Origin of the sequence: Bradyrhizobium sp. CCBAU 21365 (assembly GCF_015291305.1) — a bacterium.
GTDB lineage: Bacteria > Pseudomonadota > Alphaproteobacteria > Rhizobiales > Xanthobacteraceae > Bradyrhizobium > Bradyrhizobium elkanii.
This window is the reverse complement of sequence record NZ_CP030036.1, coordinates 3652162-3670840: the sequence shown is the minus strand read 5'-3', so window position 1 is coordinate 3670840 and position 18679 is coordinate 3652162. Positions and strand designations below refer to the sequence as shown.

The 18679-nt window shown below is 64.5% G+C and carries 15 protein-coding genes; 9 read left to right on the top strand and 6 right to left on the bottom strand.

Going from position 1 to position 18679, the window contains the following annotated elements:
- Positions 1-5 precede the first annotated feature (5 nt).
- From XI02_RS16660 to XI02_RS16650, 3 genes are all read right to left on the bottom strand, one after another.
- A complete protein-coding gene (locus XI02_RS16660) occupies positions 6-383 on the bottom strand; it encodes a hypothetical protein (protein ID WP_018270757.1) in 378 nt (125 codons plus the stop codon).
- Complete coding sequence (locus tag XI02_RS16655; protein WP_026192546.1) at positions 370-1167, bottom strand: sterol desaturase family protein; 798 nt, start codon at positions 1165-1167, stop codon at positions 370-372. Before XI02_RS16655 ends, XI02_RS16660 begins: the two co-directional genes overlap by 14 nt.
- Positions 1168-1441: 274 nt before the next feature.
- Positions 1442-3571: an acetate--CoA ligase family protein gene (locus XI02_RS16650; RefSeq protein WP_018270755.1), complete on the bottom strand. Its 2130-nt coding sequence runs from the start codon at positions 3569-3571 to the stop codon at positions 1442-1444.
- Between the two features lie 217 nt (positions 3572-3788).
- Here XI02_RS16650 and XI02_RS16645 point away from each other — a divergent pair, with 217 nt between their 5' ends.
- The 3 genes from XI02_RS16645 to frc all read left to right on the top strand — a co-directional run bounded on the left by XI02_RS16645 (position 3789) and on the right by frc (position 7644).
- Positions 3789-4484, top strand: a complete 696-nt coding sequence (locus tag XI02_RS16645; RefSeq protein WP_016848347.1) for a GntR family transcriptional regulator — start codon at positions 3789-3791, stop codon at positions 4482-4484.
- 90 nt (positions 4485-4574) lie between these two features.
- Positions 4575-6308 (top strand): oxalyl-CoA decarboxylase, encoded by a 1734-nt coding sequence (gene oxc, locus XI02_RS16640; RefSeq protein ID WP_026192544.1) that lies wholly within the window; start codon positions 4575-4577, stop codon positions 6306-6308.
- A 58-nt stretch (positions 6309-6366) separates the two neighbouring features.
- Positions 6367-7644 carry a formyl-CoA transferase gene (frc, locus tag XI02_RS16635; protein ID WP_018270753.1) on the top strand — a complete coding sequence of 426 codons (1278 nt, stop codon included), beginning with the start codon at positions 6367-6369 and terminating at the stop codon, positions 7642-7644.
- Between the two features lie 101 nt (positions 7645-7745).
- Here the strand turns inward: frc and XI02_RS16630 are convergent, their stop codons facing one another.
- Positions 7746-7994: a helix-turn-helix transcriptional regulator gene (locus XI02_RS16630; RefSeq protein ID WP_016848351.1), complete on the bottom strand. Its 249-nt coding sequence runs from the start codon at positions 7992-7994 to the stop codon at positions 7746-7748.
- A gap of 5 nt (positions 7995-7999) precedes the next feature.
- Positions 8000-8557, bottom strand: coding sequence for a DUF2975 domain-containing protein (locus XI02_RS16625; RefSeq protein WP_018270752.1), 558 nt, complete (start codon positions 8555-8557; stop codon positions 8000-8002).
- Positions 8558-8690: 133 nt separating this feature from the next.
- Between XI02_RS16625 and XI02_RS16620 the strand changes: the two genes are divergently transcribed.
- The gene (locus XI02_RS16620) at positions 8691-9197 is read left to right on the top strand and encodes a DUF2147 domain-containing protein (protein WP_018270751.1); all 507 of its coding nucleotides are present in this window, start codon (positions 8691-8693) and stop codon (positions 9195-9197) included.
- Between the two features lie 267 nt (positions 9198-9464).
- A complete protein-coding gene (locus XI02_RS16615) occupies positions 9465-10685 on the top strand; it encodes an MFS transporter (RefSeq protein WP_334369337.1) in 1221 nt (406 codons plus the stop codon).
- 47 nt (positions 10686-10732) lie between these two features.
- Here the strand turns inward: XI02_RS16615 and XI02_RS16610 are convergent, their stop codons facing one another.
- Entirely contained in the window at positions 10733-11530 is a 798-nt protein-coding gene (locus XI02_RS16610) for a helix-turn-helix transcriptional regulator (protein WP_016848355.1), read from the bottom strand.
- A 373-nt stretch (positions 11531-11903) separates the two neighbouring features.
- Here XI02_RS16610 and XI02_RS16605 point away from each other — a divergent pair, with 373 nt between their 5' ends.
- The 4 genes from XI02_RS16605 (at position 11904) to oxlT (XI02_RS16590) (ending at position 18637) form a co-directional block, all read left to right on the top strand.
- A complete protein-coding gene (locus XI02_RS16605) occupies positions 11904-15212 on the top strand; it encodes an autotransporter domain-containing protein (RefSeq protein ID WP_018270749.1) in 3309 nt (1102 codons plus the stop codon).
- Positions 15213-15401: 189 nt separating this feature from the next.
- Complete coding sequence (locus XI02_RS16600; RefSeq protein ID WP_016848357.1) at positions 15402-15539, top strand: hypothetical protein; 138 nt, start codon at positions 15402-15404, stop codon at positions 15537-15539.
- A gap of 258 nt (positions 15540-15797) precedes the next feature.
- A complete protein-coding gene (oxlT, locus tag XI02_RS16595; RefSeq protein ID WP_026192541.1) occupies positions 15798-17090 on the top strand; it encodes an oxalate/formate MFS antiporter in 1293 nt (430 codons plus the stop codon).
- A 230-nt stretch (positions 17091-17320) separates the two neighbouring features.
- The gene (gene oxlT / locus XI02_RS16590; RefSeq protein ID WP_026192540.1) at positions 17321-18637 is read left to right on the top strand and encodes an oxalate/formate MFS antiporter; all 1317 of its coding nucleotides are present in this window, start codon (positions 17321-17323) and stop codon (positions 18635-18637) included.
- The last annotated feature ends 42 nt before the right edge of the window (positions 18638-18679 follow it).

Here is an 18679-nt window from a genome sequence, read left to right as displayed (position 1 = left end):
TCCCTTCAGATCAACCACGTGGGAAAGGACGGCGCCGCCACGCGGACCAGCAGAGCGAGCGCGGCGATCATGGCGCAACAGGACAGCCGCAATCCCGCGCGTCCGTCGCGCCACCATTCCGGCAGCGCCTGAAACAGCCCGGGCAAAAACAGGAACAGCACGCCGCCGACGACAACGACGGTGGTCCAGCGCAATTCGGCCAGCGCGAATGCCAGCGTGCCGGCGAGCAGCATCACCCACACGATGGTCGTCATCGTCACCGGCAGAACGGCGCGCCCGCGCAGCGGGTACATGCCGGCCAGCTGCAGGAAGCCGATGCAGCACACGCCCCACAGCAGGCCGAACCAGGCGAGGCCGGCGAGATTGGGTTCAAGCTGCGGCATGCGGCATCGATTGCTGCTTCGCCACGACCCGCGGCGTCCGCGCCGTCCGGCGCATGTCGGTCTTCACGTAGCGCGTGCTGTAGCCGTTGAAGATATGGCCAAGCAGGCCGCGATTGAGATCGGAGGTGCCGAACACATAGTCCATCACCGGGAAGGTCAGGTTCATGTTCCGCTCCATCATGATCGACTGGTTGTGATGGGCGGTATGATGCCGGCGGATGGTGTTGACGAAGGGCATGTTGCGCACGAAGGCGTTTTCCTCGACGTGGCAGCAGAAGTGCATGAATTCGTAGATCAGGTACATCGAGGTCGTCGTGGCGATCAGCAGCCAGCCGGTGTTGGCCGAGATCCCAAGGCCCGCGACGATCGCCGGCGGGATCGACATCAGGGTAAACACCACCAGCGCATAGGGCGGAAAGAAGGTGACGCGCCAGTCGTGATGATCGGCGAAGCGCATCTCCTCCTCGGTGAAGAATTGATGGTGCATCAGCGTGTGGCGGCTGTAGACCGCGCGCAGCAAGGGCACATTCGAGGGCCGGTGCATGACGAAGCGGTGCACCGCCCATTCGAAGAAGTTTGCGATCAGGAAGACCACGGGAATGGTGAGGTATTCCCACCACCGCACGTCGTGCACATTGGCCAGATAGACGTACAGCGCCGTGAAGCCGATCGTGTAGATCAGCACGACATGCAGCCAGCCATTGTACCAGCCCACCACGCGCTCGCGGTAGGTCGCGCGATATTTGCGCTGGCGGTCGGTCATCCCTCTTGCAGCCAACTCCATCGTGGGTCCTCCATCGCACGTCAACTAACATATCAGTAGCACATCAGATGCGGAAGGCAAGCCGCCTTTGACGGTCGCGGGTGTTTCCGGAAAAGAAGATGGTGCACGGAACCCGCGCAGGAGGATCAGGAAAGCCTGGCTTGGTTTTGCGCGATCGGGCTGATCGCGCCCTTCCCGCCCATCTCGGCGGCACGTTGCAGATGGGGGCAGCCCAACGAAAAGGCCGCCCCGGACGGTGTCCGAGGCGGCCTGTGGTATTCGACAGATCAGAAGATCAGAGCAGGCCGGCGCCGCGGGCCCACTTGTACTTGGCGCCGAGCACCTCTACCGGGAGTTCGGTCGAATAGGCGTAGGCCGGGATGCCGTTCTGGTAGAGATATTCGGCGGCTTCCTCGACCTCGACGTCGCCGGCGAGCGAGGCGACGATCGGCTTGACGAAGCCCTTGGCCTCCATCTCCTTCTTCACCTCGACCATGTTGCGCGCGAACACCATCGGCGGCGTCACGATGGTGTGCCAGTAGCCGAGGATCAGAGCGTGGATGCGCTCGTCCGACAGGCCGAGCTTCACGGTGTTGACATAGGTGATCGGCGGCTCGCCGCCGGTGATATCCACAGGATTTCCGGCCGCGCCGAACGGCGGGATGAACTTGCGGAACGCCGCATCGAGATCCGGCGGCATCTGCATCAGCGACAGGCCGTTGTCGACCACGGAGTCGGAGAGCAGCACGCCGGAGCCGCCGGCGCCGGTGATGATCAGCACGTTCTCGCCCTTCGGCGTCGGCAGCACCGGCACGCCGCGGGCGAATTCCAGCAGTTGCCGAAGCGAACGCGCGCGGATCACGCCCGACTGCTTGAACACGTCCTCGTAGATCTTGTCGTTGCCGGCGAGCGCGCCGGTGTGCGACGACGCCGCCTTCGCACCGGCCGAGGTGCGGCCGGCCTTGAGCACGACCACCGGCTTCTTCTTGGAGACCCGCTTGGCGGCCTCCGCGAAGGCGCGGCCGTCCTTGAGGTCCTCGCAGTGCTGCGCGATCAGGTTGGTGTTGGGATCCTGCTCAAAGAAGGCGAGCAGATCGTCCTCGTCGATGTCGGACTTGTTGCCGAGGCCGACGATCGCCGACACGCCCATCTTGGCCGAGCGCGAGAAGCCGATGATCGCCATGCCGATGCCGCCCGACTGCGACGACAGCGCGGCATGGCCCTTGACGTCATAGGCGGTGCAGAACGTGGCGCAGAGATTGGCCGGGGTATAATAGAAGCCGTAGATGTTCGGCCCCATCAGGCGGATATTGTACTTCTTGCCGACCTCGACGATCTCGGCCTGCAGCTCGGGCGCGCCGGCCTCGGCAAAGCCCGAGGGAATCAGCACCGCACCGGGGATTTTCTTCTCGCCGCATTCGGCGAGCGCGCCGGCGACGAACTTCGCCGGGATCGCAAACACCGCCGTGTCGATCACGCCGGGCACGTCCTTGACGCTCTTGTAGGCCTTGTAGCCGAGGATTTCGGCGGCCTTCGGATGGATCGGATAGATCTCGCCCTTGTAGCCGCCGTTGATGAGGTTCTTCATCACGGAGTTGCCGATCTTGCCGTCCTCGGCGGAGGCGCCGATCACCGCAACGCCCTTCGGCTGCATGATGCGGTTCATCGCAGCGACGATCTCTTCGGTCGGACGCGGTGCCGGACGCGGCTTGTAGTTGAAGTCGACAACAATGCGGACGTCGGCGGCGATCGCGTTCTTGCTGGTGGCGAACACCGGGTTGAGGTCGAGCTCGACGATCTCGGGGAAATCGCTGACCAGCTGCGACACCTTGACGATGACGTCGGCGAGCGCCTCGCGGTTGACCGGATCGCCGCCGCGCACGCCCTTCAGCATCTCATGGGCCTGGATGCCGTCGAGCATCGACAATGCATCTTCCTTGGTCGCCGGCGCGAGGCGGAAGGTGATGTCCTTGAGGATCTCGACCAGCACACCGCCGAGACCGAAGGCGACCAGCTTGCCGAACGAGCCGTCGGTGATCGAGCCAACGATCACCTCGGTACCGCCGCCCAGCATCTGCTGGACCTGGATGCCCTCGATCTTGGCGTCGGCCTTGTACTTCCTGGCGTTGGCCAGAATGGTCTCGTAGCTCTTCTCGGCCTCGGCGGCGCTCTTGACGCCGACCACCACGCCGCCGGCCTCGGTCTTGTGGAGGATGTCGGGCGAGACGATCTTCATCACGACCGGGAAGCCCATGTCGGAGGCGATGCGGGCGGCCTCGGCCGCCGACTTGGCGACGCCCTCTTTCGGCACCGGAATGCCGTAGGCATCGCACACCACCTTGCCTTCAGGCGCGGTGAGGCTCGTGCGCTTGTCGGCCTTGACCGCATCGAGAATTTTGCGGACCGCATCCTTCGAATTTGACATTGGCTTCCTCCTGGGACAGATTTCGTGGCATTTGGTATGCCAAAAACGCAATTGTCAAGGTCGGTCGAGGTCCAAAAAGATCGAAAAATATAGGCAGCTTGACATTCTGGTATTTGGCATGCCAAAAATCTAAGGTAATTTCTTCTGCTAAGAAGACGTCTCCAAGAGGAGGAGACGAGTCGTGCCAGAACCGAAACAGACCAAGGCGTCGCCCACCATGGCTGACACAGATATCGCCATCGTCCGGATCGCGCCGGAGACGAGCTTCAAGAACAAGGCCTATGAAGCCTTGAAGGAAGCGATCCTGAAGATGGACATCTACGCGACGCCGGAGCCGGTGATGCTCGACGAGCGCGCACTGTCCGAGCGCCTCGGTGTCAGCCGCACGCCGATCCGCGAAGCGATCGCGATGCTCGAGCAGGACGGATTCGTGAAGACCGTGCCGCGCCGCGGCATCGTCGTGGTCCGCCGCACCAAGGCGGAGATCGTCGACATGATCCGCGCCTGGGCGGCCCTGGAGAGCATGGCGGCGCGCCTGATCACGACCACCGCGCGCAAGAAGGACATCTCGGCGCTGCGCGACTTCTTCAAGGACTTCAGCGCCGATCGCCTGCCGCAGGATCACGTCGAGGAATATTCCAAGGCCAACATCGCCTTCCACCAGGCGCTGATCTCGCTGTCGGAATCGCCGGTTCTGGTCGACCTCACCAATGACCTGCTGCTGCATGTGCGCGGCTATCGCCAGCTCACGATCGGCCGCAAGGACCGCACCGCGACCTCGCTGCCCGAGCATCTCGGGATCATCGAGGCGCTGGAAGCGCGCGACACCGAGCTTGCCGAGAAACGCGCGCGCGACCACACGCTTGGGCTTGCCGCCTATGTCGAGGCGCACGGCCAGGAATTATTCACGTAGAGAACCGTTCACTTAAGTTTGAAAAGTCCACACCCGCTTCAGACGACAATCAGATCGTCCGAACAAAGAACGATCAGGGAGACGATGCCGATGCTGAATACCGCTACGAAGTCCGAGGCACCGGGCACCGAGCAAGAACTGACCGATGGCTTCCATCTCGTCATCGATGCGCTCAAGCTCAACGGCATCGACACCATCTATGGCGTGCCGGGTATCCCGATCACGGACCTGGGCCGCATGGCCCAGGCGGCGGGCATTCGCGTGCTCTCGTTCCGCCACGAGCAGAATGCCGGCTATGCGGCTTCGATCGCCGGCTTCCTGACCAAGCGGCCCGGCGTCTGCCTCACGGTGTCGGCGCCCGGCTTCCTCAACGGCCTCACCGCGCTCGCCCACGCCACCACCAACTGCTTCCCGATGATCCTGGTCTCGGGCTCGTCCGAGCGCGAAATCGTCGACCTGCAGCAGGGCGACTATGAAGAGATGGATCAGCTCGCGATCGCCAAGCCGCTGTGCAAGGCGGCGTTCCGCGTGCTGCACGCCCAGGACATCGGCATCGGCCTCGCGCGCGCGATCCGCGCCGCAGTGTCGGGCCGTCCGGGCGGCGTCTATCTCGACCTGCCCGCAAAACTGTTCTCGCAGGTGATGAACGCCGACGCCGGTCAGAAGTCGCTGGTCAAGGTGATCGACGCCGCGCCCGAGCAGATCCCCTCCCCGTCTTCGGTCAAGCGCGCGCTGGACGTCCTGAAGAGCGCAAGACGTCCGCTCATCATCCTCGGCAAGGGCGCGGCCTATGCGCAGGCGGACGAGGCGATCAAGAAATTCGTCGAGAAGAGCGGCGTGCCGTTCCTGCCGATGAGCATGGCCAAGGGCCTGCTGCCCGACCTGCATCCGCAATGCGCGGGTGCGGCACGCTCGACCGTGCTGAAGGAAGCCGACGTCGTGATGCTGATCGGCGCCCGGCTCAACTGGCTGCTCTCGCATGGCAAGGGCAAGACCTGGGGTGAAGCCCCGAAGAAGTTCATCCAGGTCGACATCGAGCCGAAGGAAATGGATTCCAACGTCGAGATCGTCGCCCCCGTGGTCGGCGATATCGGCTCCTGCGTGTCGGCGTTCCTCGACGCCATGGGCGCGAACTGGACCGCGGCGCCGTCCGACTGGCTCTCGACCGTCAGCAAGAAGCGCGACGACAACGTCGCCAAGATGGCGCCGAAGCTGATGAGCAACGCTTCGCCGATGGATTACCACGGCGCGCTCGGCGCGCTGCGCGCGATCATCGCGGAACGTCCGGACACCATCTTCGTCAACGAGGGCGCCAACACGCTCGACCTCGCCCGCGGCGTCGTCGACATGCACAAGCCGCGCAAGCGGCTCGACGTCGGCACCTGGGGCGTGATGGGCATCGGCATGGGCTATTCGATCGCCGCCGCGGTCGAGACCGGCCTGCCCGTGCTCGCGGTCGAAGGCGACAGCGCGTTCGGGTTCTCGGGCATGGAGGTCGAGACCATCTGCCGCTACAAGCTGCCGATCTGCGTCGTGATCTTCAACAATGACGGCATCTATCGCGGCACCGACGTGAACGGCGCCGGCGACGATCCGGCGACCACCGTGTTCGTCAAGGGCTCGCGCTACGACAAGATGATGGAAGCCTTCGGCGGCGTCGGCGTCAACGCCACCTCGCCGGACGAGTTGAAGCGCGCGGTCAATGCGGCGCTGGATTCCGGCAAGCCGACGCTGATCAACGCGGTGATCGATCCGGCAGCGGGCTCGGAGAGCGGCCGCATCGGCAACCTCAATCCGCAGAGCGTTCTGCAGAAGAAGAAGTAACCCCTAACCCCATCACTCCCTGCGGGTGCAGGGGCAGACAGAGTACGGAGCAAGCATTATGACCAAGGCGCTGAAGGGCGTTCGCATTCTCGATTTCACCCACGTCCAGTCGGGTCCGACCTGCACGCAATTGCTGGCCTGGTTCGGCGCCGACGTGATCAAGGTCGAGCGTCCCGGCGTCGGCGACATCACGCGCGGCCAGCTGCAGGACATCCCGAACGTGGACAGCCTGTATTTCACCATGCTGAACCACAACAAGCGCTCGATCACGCTCGACACCAAGAACCCGAAGGGCAAGGAAGTGTTGACCGCGCTGATCAAGCAGTGCGACGTGCTGGTCGAGAATTTCGGCCCCGGCGTGCTCGATCGCATGGGCTTCCCCTGGGAGAAGATCCAGGCCATCAACCCGAAGATGATCGTCGCCTCGATCAAGGGCTTCGGCCCGGGCCCGTATGAAGACTGCAAGGTCTACGAGAACGTCGCGCAGTGCACCGGCGGCGCCGCCTCGACCACCGGCTTCCGCGACGGCCTGCCGCTGGTCACCGGCGCGCAGATCGGCGACAGCGGCACCGGCCTGCATCTCGCGCTCGGCATCGTCACCGCGCTGTACCAGCGCACCCACTCCGGCAAGGGCCAGCGCGTCACCGCCGCGATGCAGGACGGCGTGCTCAACCTCGCCCGCGTCAAGCTGCGCGACCAGCAGCGCCTCGCCCACGGTCCGCTGAAGGAATACAGCCAGTTCGGCGAAGGCATTCCGTTCGGCGATGCCGTGCCGCGCGCCGGCAACGATTCCGGCGGCGGCCAGCCCGGCCGCATCCTGAAGTGCAAGGGCTGGGAGACCGACCCGAACGCCTACATCTACTTCATCACCCAGGCCCCGGTCTGGGAGAAGATCTGCGACGTGATCGGCGAGCCGACCTGGAAGACCGATCCGAACTACGCCAAGCCGCCGGCCCGCCTGCCGCGCCTCAACGAGATCTTCGGCCGCATCGAGCAGTGGACGATGACCAAGACCAAGTTCGAGGCGATGGAGATCCTCAACAAGGACGACATCCCCTGCGGTCCGATCCTGTCGATGAAGGAGATCGCCGAAGACCAGTCGCTGCGCGCGACCGGCACCGTGGTCGAGGTCGATCACCCGACCCGCGGCAAGTACGTCTCGGTCGGCAACCCGATCAAGCTGTCGGATTCGCCGAGCGACGTTCAGCGCTCGCCGCTGCTCGGCGAGCACACCGACGAGATCCTGCGCGAGGTGCTCGGCTTCTCTGATCACCAGGTTGCCGAGATCCACGACTCCGGCGCCCTCGACCCGCCGCGCAAGCAGGCGGCGGAGTAAAGGCTCGCACTCAAGCAAGACACGAATGGCCGCGGGAAACCGCGGCCATTTTGTTTTGGGAGGAACTTGCGGTCCCGCGCCGCTGTTGTCCGCACGCCGGATCAACCACCCTCGCCGCTCTCGCCGTCGCCCCCCTCATCACCCGGCACATATTCCAGGATATCGCCCGGCCGGCAGTCCAGCTCGCGGCAGATTGCCGACAGCGTCGAGAAGCGCATCGCTTTCGCCTTGCCGGTTTTCAGGATCGACAGGTTCTGGATCGAAATGCCGATCGCGTCCGCGAGGTCTCCGAGGCGGCGCTTGCGCTTTGCGAGCATGACATCGAGGTTCACCACGATGGGCACAAGCATCACCCTCAGATCGTCAGATCGTTTTCGGACTGCAACAGGATGGCCTGCTCGATCACGAATTTCAGCGCCATCAGGAACACGCCGCCCGCGACGGTGCCGACGTCGACGCCGTAGCTCGGCAGGAAGAACTTGATGTCGCCGGCCTGATACAGCGCATAGGTCACCGCGATGGTCGTGATCGTACCCACAAACGGCCAGACCACCAGGAAGATCCCCATCCACCAGACACCCTGCAGCGTTTCGGACACGAAGATCCGCCCGTTGGCGAATCGATTCACCATGCGATGTAGGATGCCGATCAGCACGGCGTAAAACGATACCCCAAGCGCGAACAGCGACCAGAACAGCACCTGGCCCTTGGCCGACATGGTGAGCGGATTGGCGACGATGGCCGCGCACTTCGCCTGCTCGCCGATCAGGCTCTCGGCGATCGTCGCCGACGCCGTGGTGGTGCGGTCATAGGCCAGCCACAGCACCACCGGCAGCGCCGCCCAGATCAACCAGAACGCCCGATCGAGCCTGCGAAACCAGAGCTGGCGCTGCTCACGAACCGATTTCCCCATTGCACCCATCCGAAAACTCTTTGCAAAAAAAGCCGCTACGGCCGGATTGCATCATGCCCAGGCAATGTCATTGACTCAACCTTAAACGTGATTTATTTCATGTTTATCATGAAATTTTTCATGAAGAAGGTGGATGATGACGGTAATCCCAGACCAAAACGGCCTGCGCAAGGCCCTGAAGCAGTTGATCCACGCTCACCTCACGCGCCGCCTGATCGTGGCCGCGTTCCACATCCCCCTGCTCGGAAGCCCCGCCGAAGCCGCCAAGGCGAGCGACAAGGCCAGCGATCCGGCCGGCGTCTGGCTGACCCAGTCCGGCGACGCCAGGATCAAGGTCCACCGCTGCGGCAGCGCGCTGTGCGGCCGCGTCGTCTGGCTGAAGGAGCCGACGGACAAGGCCACCGGCAAGCCGCAGCTCGACGACAAGAACGCCGATCCCGGCCAGCGCGCCCGGCCGGTCATGGGCATGTCGCTGTTCATCAACATGCAGCCCGCCGGCCCGAACAAATGGGCCGGCCGGATCTACAACGCCGACGACGGCAAGACCTATGAGAGCTCGGTGACGCTGGTGTCGCCGGGCACGCTGAACGTTCGCGGCTGCATGGGAACGCTGTGCGCCGGCGAAGACTGGACGCGGTGAAAGGTACTGGCCCCGAAGAAAAGCAAACCCTCTAACTCACGGCCGCCGGTGCTCTCGGCGGCCTTTCTTACGGACCACGTCGCTGCGCTTCCGTCCCGCGTTGCCGGGATGCTAACATGTGCAAACAAGATGGCGCTGGAGTCCACCGACGCTCATCGGGCCGAGAGCTGATGGCTCCCGCCGATGTGAGCCGGTAGCCCATGCCGTCGCCGAACTACAGCGAGCCCGCCGCTGGCGGGTTTTCCTTTGCCCAGCGAGGAGCTGCAGGTGGCGGCCGAACCCAACTCACCTTCCCCGCCGGCCCGGATTCCGACGGGCGTCTGGGCGCTGGGTTTCGTGTCGATGCTAATGGACATCTCCTCGGAGATGATCCACGCGCTACTGCCGGTCTATCTCGTCACCGTGCTCGGCACCTCGATGGTGACGGTCGGCTTCATCGAAGGCATCGCGGAAGCCACCGCCTCGATCACAAAGATATTCTCAGGCGCACTGTCCGACTGGCTTGGCAAGCGCAAGCTGCTGGCCGCGATCGGCTACGGAATTGCCGCCTTCACCAAGCCGGTGTTTCCGCTGGCGCCGACCGTCGACTGGCTGATCGCCGCCCGCTTCATTGACCGGGTCGGCAAAGGCATACGTGGCGCGCCACGCGATGCGCTCGTCGCCGATATCGCGCCCGCCGAATTGCGCGGCGCGAGCTTTGGGCTTCGGCAATCGCTCGACACCGTCGGTGCCTTCGTAGGTCCCCTGCTCGCCATCGCCCTGATGTGGGTCAGCGCCGATAATTTCCACGCGGTGTTCTGGCTCGCCGTGGTTCCGGCGTTTCTCTCGCTTGCCGTGATCGTCGTTGCCGTCGAAGAGCCGAGACGTCATGCCGACGATGGCGGGACAAAAAATCCCCTGAGCCTCGCCGCTGCGAAGCAACTCGGGGAATCCTACTGGCGCGTGGTCGGGATCGGCGTCGTCTTCACGCTCGCCCGCTTCAGCGAAGCGTTTCTGATCCTGCGCGCACAAAATGTCGGACTTGGCGCGATGTGGATCCCCGCGGTGCTGGTGCTGATGAACATCGTCTATGCGCTATCGGCCTATCCGGCCGGCGTGCTGTCCGACCGGATCAACCGCACTGGCCTGCTCGCACTCGGGCTCGTCTGCCTTGCTGCCGCCGATCTCGCGCTGGCGACCCTTGCGAATCTCGGCGGGCTGGCGCTCGGCGTCATCCTTTGGGGCTTGCACATGGGACTGACGCAAGGCCTGTTCGCAACGCTGATCGCCGATGCCTCGCCCGCTTCGCTGCGTGGCACCGCCTACGGGTATTTCAACCTGTCGACCGGCGTCGCGATGCTTGGCTCAAGTGTTATCGCAGGCGCGCTGTGGGACGCATTTGGGCCCGCCGCCACCTTCCTGAGCGGTCTTGCCTTTACCCTGCTGTCGCTCGCCGGGCTGCTTGCCATCGATACGAGCGGCAAGGGTGCGAACGATCGAGACCCTTGAGGAGATGTCAGAGGATTTACGCAACAAGCCGCCTCGCCGCGCGCGCCTCACCCCTCCAGGCCGAGCTTCCACAGCGGCGGCAGGTCGGCGAAGGGCGGCGTGGTGTGGGCAATGACGATCGCGGCGCGCCGGCTGTCGGAATCGATCTTGCTGTTGATCGCCTTGACATGCGCCTTCACGGCATCGAGCCCGACACCGAGGATACCCGCGATCTCCTCGTTCGACTTGCCTTGCGCGATCCACGACGCCACCTCGATCTGGCGCGGCGTCAGCGCGGGAAATGCCAGCCGCAGGCGATCGCTCGGCGTCAGCGCCGCCAGCGTTCGCTCCTGCGCCTGGCGGTAGCCGCGTAGGATGTGCGGACGAAAACCCTGCATCCGGTCGCGCTCCTCGTCGCTGAACGCCGGCCGTCCCACCACGCGATGCCCGACAACCGTGACCACGTAACCGGCGTGCTCGAACGCGATCCCCATGATCCGCCGCGCCCCCGACGGCAGGAACACCTCCTTGGCAATCGGCAGCTCGACGAATTCCTCATCGCTGAAGAAATCCGACTCGCGCAGCGCGCGTTCGCCGTAGAACGCCGGATCGTGCTGCCAGAACGGATGCGAGTGCATGTGCTTCGCAAACGCCTGCATGCCGCGGGCACGAACCTCCGGATCGTCGCCGACCGAAATCAACGACCGGAAATCCCAGGTCGGACGATGGAACTCGGTGAAGCTCACCACCTCCGCATCGACCAGGCGGCCGACGCCGCCGAACAGGACACCAGGCAGCGTGTGCAGGTTGGACTCAGATTCGTAGAGACGAATGATCTCGTCGTTGAGTTTGCTGTCCCGTTGCATGGGATTCTGATCGACCAGGTTTGATTTGATTTTTTGGCGATCGCTGCAACGTCACGACGTGCCCACATGTTGCAGCAAAGCCTCGCTCGCCGTCTTATCGTTCGTGCGCGCGTTGGTATACCCCTTAGGGTAATGGCCAGATCGCATTCGATTACGGAATCTCTGCGCTGTGTCGAGTCCGACACATCGCGCGACGTCGTCAGGGGCAGTAACACGCATGGCCCGGCGAAAGTTGCAACAATTCGAGTTACTACCGGGACTGAATGCGGTGACCCCATTGGAAGACGCAGCGGAACGTCCCGCTGTAGGACAGTTCGACGACACACGCGCTGATTGTTTCGAAGCAAAATCGCTCGCGCGCCACGGGCGCGCATTGCTTCGCGACGCCCTGCTGGGCACGACATCGCTGGTTGCGCTGGCGCTGCTCACGGCAACGGCGATGCCGTCCCATGCGGCCGACATCGTCTGGACCGGCGCCAACTCGTCGATCTGGACCGACCCGACCAACTGGCTCCCGAACGCCCTTCCGGCCAACCCCAATAACGCGGTGATCGATACGACCTCGCCCAACCCCACGGCGATCGCAGGGACCGCGGGGCAAGCCACCAATGTCACTATTGGCCAAAACGCCAACGGCCAGCTGACGATCTCGGGCGGCGGAACGCTGAACGACCTTAATGGCTTCATCGGAAACAATGCCGGTTCGAACGGCACCGTGACGGTCGATGGCTTCGGCTCGGTGTGGTTCAGTCCCGGCGTCACTGTCGGCGTGGCCGGCACCGGCACGCTGACGATCCAGAACGGCGGCACCGTGGCCGGCACCAACGGCCTGATCGGGTCTTTGCCCGGCTCGAGCGGGACTGCAACGGTCACCGGACCCAACTCGTCCTGGAACATGACTGACGATCTCGCTGTCGGCGCAAACGGAACCGGTGTGCTGACAATCAAGGCTGGCGGCACCGTGAGCGATCGCAACGGCCGCGTCGGCTTTGTTCCCGGTTCGAGCGGCACCGTCACCGTCACCGGCCCCGGCTCGTCCTGGACCAACTCGGCCGAACTCTATGTCGGCACCGCCGGCACCGGCACGCTGAACATCGAGAACCGCGGCGTCGTGAGCAACGGCGCCGGCTCCAATGCCTATATTGGCTATGTCTTCGGATCCAACGGCAACGCAACCGTCGATGGCGCCGGTTCATCGCTTCTCGTCGGCAAGGAGCTTCATGTCGGCTATGTCGGCACCGGCGTCCTCAACATCCAGAACGGCGGCGCGGTCAGCAACGACACGACCTTCATCGGCTCCAATGTGGGCTCCAACGGCAACGTCGTCGTCACCGGCGTCGGTTCGTCGCTGAGCAGCGCTGACTTCCTGTATGTCGGCTACTCCGGCACCGGCACGCTCGACATTCAAAATGGCGCCACGGTCACCAGCGCCCCCAGCGCGACTCGCGGGATTGCCGGTATCGGCGTCATTGCGGGCTCGAACGGCACGGTGACGATCGACGGCCCCGGGTCGTCCTGGACCCATGGCGGCATTCTCAATGTCGGAGGTGGCGGCACCGGCACGCTGACCATCCAGAACGGCGCGGTGGCCAGCATGATCGGCAGCGCCGTCGGCTTCCTCGCCGGCTCGAAAGGCACGGCCACGGTCACCGGCTCCGGCTCGTCCTGGACCAACAGCTTCGCCCTGTTTGTCGGCGATGCCGGCACCGGCACGCTGACGATCCAGAACGGCGGCATCGTAACGACGCCGCTTTTCGGTGTCGCCAATCAGGCTGGCTCGACCGGCACCGTCAATATCGGCGCCGGGCTCGGCCAGGCCGCCGCGGCGCCGGGCACGCTGAGCACGCCGACCGTCACGTTCGGCGCCGGCACCGGCAGCATCGTCTTCAACCACACGTCTGCGAACTACACGTTCGACCCCGTCATCACAGGCGCAGGATCGCTGCTGGTGGAGGCCGGCAAGACCATCCTGACCGCAAACAGCACCTATACCGGCAACACCACCGTCGATGGCGGCACTCTCAGCGTCAACGGCTCGATCGCCTCCTCGTCCCTCACGTCCGTCAACGCGGGCGGCACGCTTGGCGGCAACGGCACCGTCGGTAACCTCACCATTGCCAGCGGCGGCACCGTGGCGCCGGGCAATTCGATCGGCACGTTGAACGTCTCGGGCAATGTCAGCTTCGCGGCCGGCTCGATCTATCAGGTCGAAGCCAATGCCGCCGGCCAGTCCGACAGGATCGTCGCCACCGGCAAGGCGACACTCGGCGGCGGCAGCGTGCTGGCGCTGGCGCAGAACGGCACCTATGCGCCGCAAACCACCTACACCATCCTCACCGCGAATAGCGGCGTCACCGGCACTTTTGCCGACGTCACCAGCAGCCTCACCTTCCTGAACCCGTCGCTGACCTATGATCCGGGCAATGTGTACCTGACCTTGGCGCGCAACAGCACGACCTTCCCTGATGTCGCGCAGACGCCGAACCAACTCGCGGTCTCCAACGCGCTCGAGGCGAGCGCGCAGACCAGCCCGCTGGTGGTCAGCATCCTCAATCAGAACGTCGCCGGCGCACGGCAGGCGTTCGACGCGCTGTCGGGCGAGATGCATGCCGGCGCGCAGACCGCGATGCTCGATGATTCACGCTATCTGCGCGATGCGGTGCTCGGCCGGTTGCGGCAATCCGCGTTTGCCGGCGATGCAGGGCCGATGGCCGCGCTCAGCGCCGGCGGTCCGCAGCTCGCGGCGATGGATTCGATGGCGGCCGCCTCCGCCCTTGCCTATGCCGGCGCGAGCCGTCCCGGCTTCCCGATCAAGGCGCCGCCGCTCGCGGCGCCCGTGCGGCTGCCCGACACCACTTTCTGGGCCCAGGGCGTCGGCGCCTGGGGCCGCTTCGGCGGTGACGGCAATGCGAGCGGCATGACGCGCGACCTCGCTGGGTTCTTCAGCGGCGTCGATCACCGCTTTGCGCCGAACTGGATCGCCGGCATCGCCGGCGGCTACACCAATTCCGCGTTGCGCATCGGCGACCGCGCGAGCTCGGCCAACATCGACACCGCGCATCTCGCCGGCTATGTCGGCGCGACCTACGGCGCGGTCAATCTGCGCGGCGGCGCCTCGGCAAGCTTCAGCACGCTCGACAGCAGCCGTTCGATCGTGTTCCCGGGCTTCTTCGATACGGCGCGCGCCCGCTATGACGCGACCACGGCGCAGGTGTTCGGCGAGATCGGCTACGGGCTATCGCTCGGCCGCGCCGCGCTCGAGCCGTTCGCCGGCCTCGCCTGGGCCCACCTCAACACCGACAGTTTTGCCGAGACCGGCGGCAGCGGCGCCGCCGCGCTGCGCGGCGCGGGCAGCAATCAGGATGTCGGCTACTCCTCGCTCGGCGCCCGCATCGCCACCAGCTTCACCCTCACCAACGGCATGCAGCTGACGCCGCGCGCCTCGGTGGCCTGGCAGTACGCCTTCGGCGACGTGACCCCGACGGCGGCGCTCGCGTTCCAGAGCCTGGGAACCGGATTCACCGTGGCCGGCGTGCCGCTGGCGCGGAACGCGGCGCTGGTCGAAGGCGGGCTCGAGCTGCGGGTCACGCCGCAGGCCAGCATCGGCATCGCCTATGTTGGCCAGCTTGCCGACCGGGTCCAGGACCACTCGGTAAAGGCCAGTTTTAGCTGGAAATTCTGACCCGGCGGCGCCGCCGGACTGCTCCCCATCCCACGCCAATCCGGAGTGCCGATCAGCGATTTTTGCTGCATTGCACAGTCGTGCATGCTGCTATGCAAACAAGTCCGTTGTATCTGGCATCTGGTATACATAGTTTGGCTGCAGATGATGAGCCGGCCCATTGCTGGCCTCCAATGAAAGGGGACACCAATGTCCAAGACCACTGCACTGACGCTCGCACCCTCTTCCACCCTGTTCGGCCGCCTGCTGGCCTCGATCGACCGCCTGCTGATGAAGAGCGCGGAGATCTCGAATCGCAACGGCGACCTGCCGCGCTTCGGCCTCTAAGCCAAGGGATTTCCGGCGCTCTCCGCCGGATGCAGCGTTCGTCGCGAGATGCGACCTGACATTGAACCTTCGACCAATGGCCCCGATTTTCGGGGCCATTTCCTTGCGCGCTGAACTAGTCTCCCGGGGTGCCGGGGCTGAGTCCTGTGCGGCATAAGCGCGCGCCGCCCCTGCGACAGCTTGAACCTTGGCATATCGGATACCAAGATGGCCGTCGCGCGCTCATAAGCAACGACAAGGGGCGCACTGGGAGGATCTATGTCGGACATGGTTCAGGCAACTGCGGCCCCTGCGGCCGCGCGTGTCAGCGACACCTATCGCTGGACGCAACTCGCGATCGGCGTCGCCGCGATGGTGATGATCGCAAATTATCAATACGGGTGGACGTTCTTCGTCCCCGACATCCAGAAGAAATTCGGATGGGATCGCGCATCGATCCAATGGGCCTTCACGCTGTTCGTGCTGTTCGAGACCTGGCTGGTACCGGTCGAAGGCTGGTTCGTCGACAAATACGGTCCGCGCATCGTCGTGCTGGTCGGCGGCATCCTCTGTGCGCTCGGCTGGGCGATCAACGCGCAGGCGACGACACTGAACGGTTACTATCTCGGCATGATCATCGCCGGCATCGGCGCCGGCGGCGTCTACGGCACCTGCGTCGGCAATGCGCTGAAATGGTTTCCGGATAAACGCGGACTTGCCGCGGGCATCACCGCTGCCGGCTTCGGCGCGGGCTCGGCGCTCACGGTCGCACCGATCCAGGCGATGATCAAGGACTCCGGCTTCCAGACCACCTTCCTCTATTTCGGTCTCGGCCAGGGCATCATCATCGTGCTGCTCTCCTTCTTCCTGCTGGCGCCGAAGGCCGGACAGGTGCCGGCCGTCGTGGCGAATGCCAACATTATCCAGACCCGGCGCAACTATCAGCCGACCGAAGTGCTGCGGCAGCCGATTTTCTGGCTGATGTACTTCATGTTCGTGATCGTCGGCGCCGGCGGCCTGATGGTGACCGCGAACCTGAAGCCGATCGCGGTCGACTGGAAGGTCGACAGCGTGCCGGTCACGCTGATGGCGGTGACGATGACGGCCGTGACCTTCGCGGCGACCATCGACCGCGTCCTCAACGGTCTGACGCGTCCGTTCTTCGGCTGGATCTCCGACATGATCGGCCGCGAGAACACGATGTTCATCGCCTTCGGCATGGAAGGCATCGGCATCTGGATGCTCTACCTCTGGGGACACGATCCGGTTTGGTTCGTGCTGCTCTCGGGCTTCGTGTTCTTTGCCTGGGGCGAGATCTACTCGCTGTTCCCCTCGACCTGCACCGATACGTTCGGCGCCAAGTTCGCCACCACGAATGCGGGCCTGCTCTACACCGCGAAGGGCACCGCGGCGCTCTTGGTGCCGATCGCCAACTACATGCAGCAATCGTCGGGTAACTGGGACAAGGTGTTCATCATCGCGGCGGGCGCCAACATCCTCGCCTCGCTGCTCGCGATCGCCCTGCTCAAGCCCTGGCGAAAAATCGTGGTCGCGAAATCGGCTACGGCTTAAGCAACCGCCCTCCACCATCGCTTGCGAAGCGCCCGGTCAAAAGCCGGGCGCTTTTCGTTTTGCCGTTGGGAAGAGGCCGTCCGGAGCGGCGGGCAGATTTGCTGCATTGCAGCAGAATGAAGGGCTTGCTTTCTGGAATATAGTATACCAACTTCCGCCGAGCGCTTGCGACGATACGCCACAATAATTGCGACACTCGGTCACAAGACCAGCGCGCTCGGGAGGACTTGATGGTTTCCAGCAATACTGCCGTCACACAAGCTCAACCTTCGTCCAGCGGCTTCCGCTGGCTGCAGCTCGTCATGGGCATCGTCTGCATGGCGATGATCGCGAACCTGCAATATGGCTGGACGCTGTTCGTCGATCCGATCGACGGCGCGCACCACTGGGGCCGCGCGGCGATCCAGTTCGCCTTCACGATCTTCGTGGTGACCGAGACCTGGCTGGTGCCGGTCGAGGCCTGGTTCGTCGACAAATACGGCCCGCGGCTCGTCATCATGTTCGGCGGCATCATGATCGCGCTCGCCTGGGTGTTGAACTCCTATGCCGACTCGCTCGCCTTGCTCTACACGGCCGCGGTGTTCGGCGGCATCGGCGCCGGCGCGGTGTACGGCACCTGCGTCGGCAACGCGCTGAAGTGGTTTCCCGATCGCCGCGGCCTCGCCGCCGGCGCGACCGCGGCCGGCTTCGGCGCCGGCGCCGCGCTCACGGTGGTGCCGATTGCAAAGATGATCGCCGCGAGCGGCTATCAGACTGCGTTCTTCGATTTCGGCATCGGACAGGGAATGATCGTCTTCCTGCTCGCCTTCTTCATCCAGCCGCCCGCGGTCTCGATCCCGCCGAAGAAGAAGCAGCTCAATCTGCCGCAGACCAAGGTCGACTTCACGCCGCCGCAGGTGCTGCGCAGCCCGATCTTCTGGGTGATGTATCTAGTGTTCGTGATGGTCGCCGCCGGCGGCCTGATGGCGGCGGCGCAGATCGCGCCGATCGCGCACGACTACAAGATCGCGAACACGCCGGTCACGCTCGCCGGCTTCCAGATGGCCGCGCTGACATTTGCGATCTCGCTCGACCGCATCTTCGACGGTTTCGGACGGCCGTTCTTCGGCTGGGTCTCCGACAATATCGGCCGCGAGCACACCATGTTCATCGCGTTCGGCACCGGCGCGCTGATGCTGCTCACGCTATCCACCTGGGGTCACAACCCGGTGGTGTTCGTGCTGGCGACCGCGGTCTATTTCGGCGTGTTCGGCGAGATCTACTCGCTGTTCCCGGCGACCTGCGGCGACACCTTCGGCTCGAAGTTCGCAACCACCAACAACGGCATGCTCTACACCGCGAAGGGCACCGCAGCGCTCTTGGTGCCTGCCGCCAGCATCGTTGCCGCCAGCTATGGCTGGCAGGCGGTGTTCGTGATCGCGGTCGCCCTCAACGCCACCGCGGCGCTGATGGCGCTGTTCGTGATCAAGCCGATGCGCCGCGCCTTCATCAACGGCAACGAGGCTGCCGCCGCGGAAGAGACCGCAACGAGCGCCAAAACGGCTTAACAAGACGGCTTGGCCAAGACCACCCGATCAGGACCGCTTGGT

Coding starts and splice junctions, on each gene's coding strand:
- XI02_RS16660 (WP_018270757.1), bottom strand. CDS start 383: ATGCCGCAGCTTGAACCCAATCTCGCCGGCCTCGCCTGGTTCGGCCTG.
- XI02_RS16655 (WP_026192546.1), bottom strand. CDS start 1,167: ATGGAGTTGGCTGCAAGAGGGATGACCGACCGCCAGCGCAAATATCGC.
- XI02_RS16650 (WP_018270755.1), bottom strand. CDS start 3,571: ATGTCAAATTCGAAGGATGCGGTCCGCAAAATTCTCGATGCGGTCAAG.
- XI02_RS16645 (WP_016848347.1), top strand. CDS start 3,789: ATGGCTGACACAGATATCGCCATCGTCCGGATCGCGCCGGAGACGAGC.
- oxc (WP_026192544.1), top strand. CDS start 4,575: ATGCTGAATACCGCTACGAAGTCCGAGGCACCGGGCACCGAGCAAGAA.
- frc (WP_018270753.1), top strand. CDS start 6,367: ATGACCAAGGCGCTGAAGGGCGTTCGCATTCTCGATTTCACCCACGTC.
- XI02_RS16630 (WP_016848351.1), bottom strand. CDS start 7,994: ATGCTTGTGCCCATCGTGGTGAACCTCGATGTCATGCTCGCAAAGCGC.
- XI02_RS16625 (WP_018270752.1), bottom strand. CDS start 8,557: ATGGGGAAATCGGTTCGTGAGCAGCGCCAGCTCTGGTTTCGCAGGCTC.
- XI02_RS16620 (WP_018270751.1), top strand. CDS start 8,691: ATGATGACGGTAATCCCAGACCAAAACGGCCTGCGCAAGGCCCTGAAG.
- XI02_RS16610 (WP_016848355.1), bottom strand. CDS start 11,530: ATGCAACGGGACAGCAAACTCAACGACGAGATCATTCGTCTCTACGAA.
- XI02_RS16600 (WP_016848357.1), top strand. CDS start 15,402: ATGTCCAAGACCACTGCACTGACGCTCGCACCCTCTTCCACCCTGTTC.
- oxlT (WP_026192541.1), top strand. CDS start 15,798: ATGTCGGACATGGTTCAGGCAACTGCGGCCCCTGCGGCCGCGCGTGTC.
- oxlT (WP_026192540.1), top strand. CDS start 17,321: ATGGTTTCCAGCAATACTGCCGTCACACAAGCTCAACCTTCGTCCAGC.